Annotated in this window: 3 protein-coding genes and 1 pseudogene; 3 read left to right on the top strand and 1 reads right to left on the bottom strand. The window is 46.3% G+C overall.

The genetic code is table 11. From position 1 onward, the window contains the following. Nucleotides 1–217: pseudogene (locus EWV84_RS08315) on the bottom strand (hypothetical protein); the annotation flags it as partial. A gap of 81 nt (nt 218–298) precedes the next feature. Here EWV84_RS08315 and EWV84_RS08320 point away from each other — a divergent pair. The 3 genes from EWV84_RS08320 (at nt 299) to EWV84_RS08330 (ending at nt 2,505) form a co-directional block, all read left to right on the top strand. Then, complete coding sequence (locus EWV84_RS08320) at nt 299–1,042, top strand: HEAT repeat domain-containing protein (RefSeq protein WP_287077624.1); 744 nt, start codon at nt 299–301, stop codon at nt 1,040–1,042. Next, nucleotides 1,026–1,643, top strand: coding sequence for a flavin prenyltransferase UbiX (locus EWV84_RS08325; protein WP_286826054.1), 618 nt, complete (start codon nt 1,026–1,028; stop codon nt 1,641–1,643). Before EWV84_RS08320 ends, EWV84_RS08325 begins: the two co-directional genes overlap by 17 nt. A 247-nt stretch (nt 1,644–1,890) precedes the next feature. After that, the gene (locus tag EWV84_RS08330) at nt 1,891–2,505 is read left to right on the top strand and encodes a LapA family protein (RefSeq protein WP_287683412.1); all 615 of its coding nucleotides are present in this window, start codon (nt 1,891–1,893) and stop codon (nt 2,503–2,505) included. Nucleotides 2,506–2,693 lie beyond the last annotated feature (188 nt).

Below are 2,693 nucleotides of genomic sequence, written 5' to 3' on the forward strand. Positions count from 1 at the left end.
CAGGTACTTTTTCCCTGAAAATTAGGTAGTTGACCACCTGAAAATCGGTAAAACCCATCCCCCATCCCCCATCCCCCAACCCCCAACCCCCAACCCCCACCGAAAAACTTTTTGCCGCAGACCCTAGGTAGGAGAATTGCCAGATTCTTTCTTTTGCCTGTTGCCTGTTGCCTCTTGCCTTCAGTTCACTGATTACTGATGGCTGATTACTGATCACTGAAAAGTCTCCCCAACCCGCAACTACTTTTTGATTTTTGGCTTGACGTAAGCGGTCACGGATTAAGATAATCTAACAAGTATGTACGATAATGAAATCCTAGACTCTAACAACTCCTTAAATAATCCTCTCGATGGGAGCGATCCGGACATAGCAGCGGAAATCCCCCCCGATCCAGAGGAAATGCTCTCATTGCTGACTTCTGCTCATGTGAGCGAGAGAATGATCGCCGCTCGCGCCTTTTGTGAATTGCGTGACGAAAGAGCGATCGCCCCCTTACTAGAGATGTTAAGCGATGTCTGTCCCCTAGTGCGTGTCAGTGTCGCCTACGCTTTGGGCAGAAATCCCAGTCTTAGCGCCGTGGAGCCTTTAATCGATCTACTGGCCAGAGATTGGAATGGTTACGTCAGAAAAGGGGTAGTTTGGGCCCTGGGCAACTGTGGCGATCGCAGAGCGATCGAGCCTTTGGTTCATGCTCTCAAAACCGATATTTCGGCGGTGCGATTATGGGCTGCCAGTAGTTTAGCCCAGATTGCCAAGGTCAATTATGAAGATATCATCACCGTCTTGCCGCCTTTAATTGAAGGATTGCGCCGAGATTTAATCGCGGCGGTGCGGAGTAATTGCGCTTGGTCGATCGGTCAATTATGCCGAGAATTGCCCTTAAATGTTATTTATGCCACGGCGATCGATGCTTTGATCGAGGCCTTGGTGGAAGATGAGGATTTAGGTGTCAAGGAAGATGCCAGGGGTGCTTTATTAAAAGTGGGTGACCCGAGAGGATTACAATTGATCGAGGAATTAGAGCTTGAAGGAATTATCTAAACCGCTAATTTTGGGCGTTACGGGGGCATCAGGGCTGATTTATGCCGTCCGTACTCTCAAATATCTACTTTTAGCCGACTACACGATCGATTTAGTGGCCTCCAAATCAGCTTACACTGTCTGGCAAGCGGAAGATAATGTGCGGATGCCTCCAGAACCGGATCTGCAAGAACAATTTTGGCGCAGCCAATGCGGGGTGATGGAAGGGGGAAAATTACGCTGTCATCGTTGGGGTGATGTGGGGGCAACGATCGCCAGTGGTTCCTATCGCACCCTTGGTATGGTAATTATTCCCTGTAGCATGAGTACAGTGGCCAAATTAGCGGGGGGATTAAGTTCCGATTTGCTAGAAAGGGCGGCCGATGTACAGATTAAGGAGGGCAGAAAATTGGTGGTAGTGCCGCGAGAAACCCCTTTTAGTTTAATTCATCTGCGTAATTTAACCACTTTAGCCGAGGCGGGCGTTAGAATTGTGCCGGCAATACCGGCATGGTATCACCATCCCCAATCGATCGAGGATTTGGTCGATTTTGTTATCGCTCGTACTCTCGATCAGTTAGATATCGATTGTGTGGCCATTAATCGCTGGCAAGGACATTAACAGTGATCAGTGATCAGATGTAAGTTATCAGTGGGTAAGTTATCAGTTATCAGATGTAAGTTATCAGATGTAAGTTATCAGTTATCAGATGTAAGTTATCAGTTATCAGATGTAAGTTATCAGTTATCAGATGTAAGTTTTAAGTTAATTAGTTAGTTAGTTATCTTTATCTTTGTACCTGTTTACTGATCACTGTTTACTGTTTACTGTTTACTGATCACTGATCACTGAATCAAGGGAGGTAAAAATGGGCTGGATTATGGTCTTATTTGCGATCGCTGTGGGCGGATTACTGATCTGGCAGAATCTGGGGGTGATCACTTTGGTCTTTTTTGGCGGTATTATGACGGTAAAACTGCCCCTAGCTGTCTGGGTGTTACTTTTCACCCTAGCGGGAATTATCAGTGGTTTAACCCTGCAATTTCTCTATAGTTTTGGTCGTCCTTTGGCTGCCCCAAAAGCCTCCCCTCCTATAGCCAATAATCCTAAAGTCTCACCCCCATCTCCCCGACCTACCTATATTCAAGATTCTGCTGCGTCTCCACCGGGTAACGATTGGGAAAGAGATAGCGGTGATGATTGGAATTTTGATGCACCCCCCGAAAAACCGACTACCATTCAGGATCGGGAAGAATTCCCGCCTAGGGTTGCTGATGGCAAAAAAGCGGATTTTGTCAAGCCTCCAGATGACAGTTCTCAAACTGGCTCGGTTTATTCCTATAGTTACCGCACAGCCAAACAGAGTCGCGGGGAAAAAGCCGATCAAGTTTACGATGTCAATTATCGGATTATTACGCCCCCTGCCCAAGATCAAAACGAAGATCGGGAGGTAAACAAAGCGGATGAAGAAGAGTGGATTTAACTTTGACAGAGTAGAGTTTTCTACCCGAATCGCTCGGAGAAGACAAACTGTTCTGGCCTTGTCTCCTGTCTTACCGAAATTTTGGGTTAAAGCCCCGTCCTTTTAGGACGGCTTTTTAAACTATAGCTTGTTAACTTAACTTTTATTGTGCTATACTGATTTTATCTAAGTACCCCCTGCGTAAAATG

The sequence above is a fragment of the Microcystis sp. M_QC_C_20170808_M3Col genome (assembly GCF_007095505.1).
Taxonomy (GTDB): Bacteria; Cyanobacteriota; Cyanobacteriia; order Cyanobacteriales; family Microcystaceae; genus Microcystis.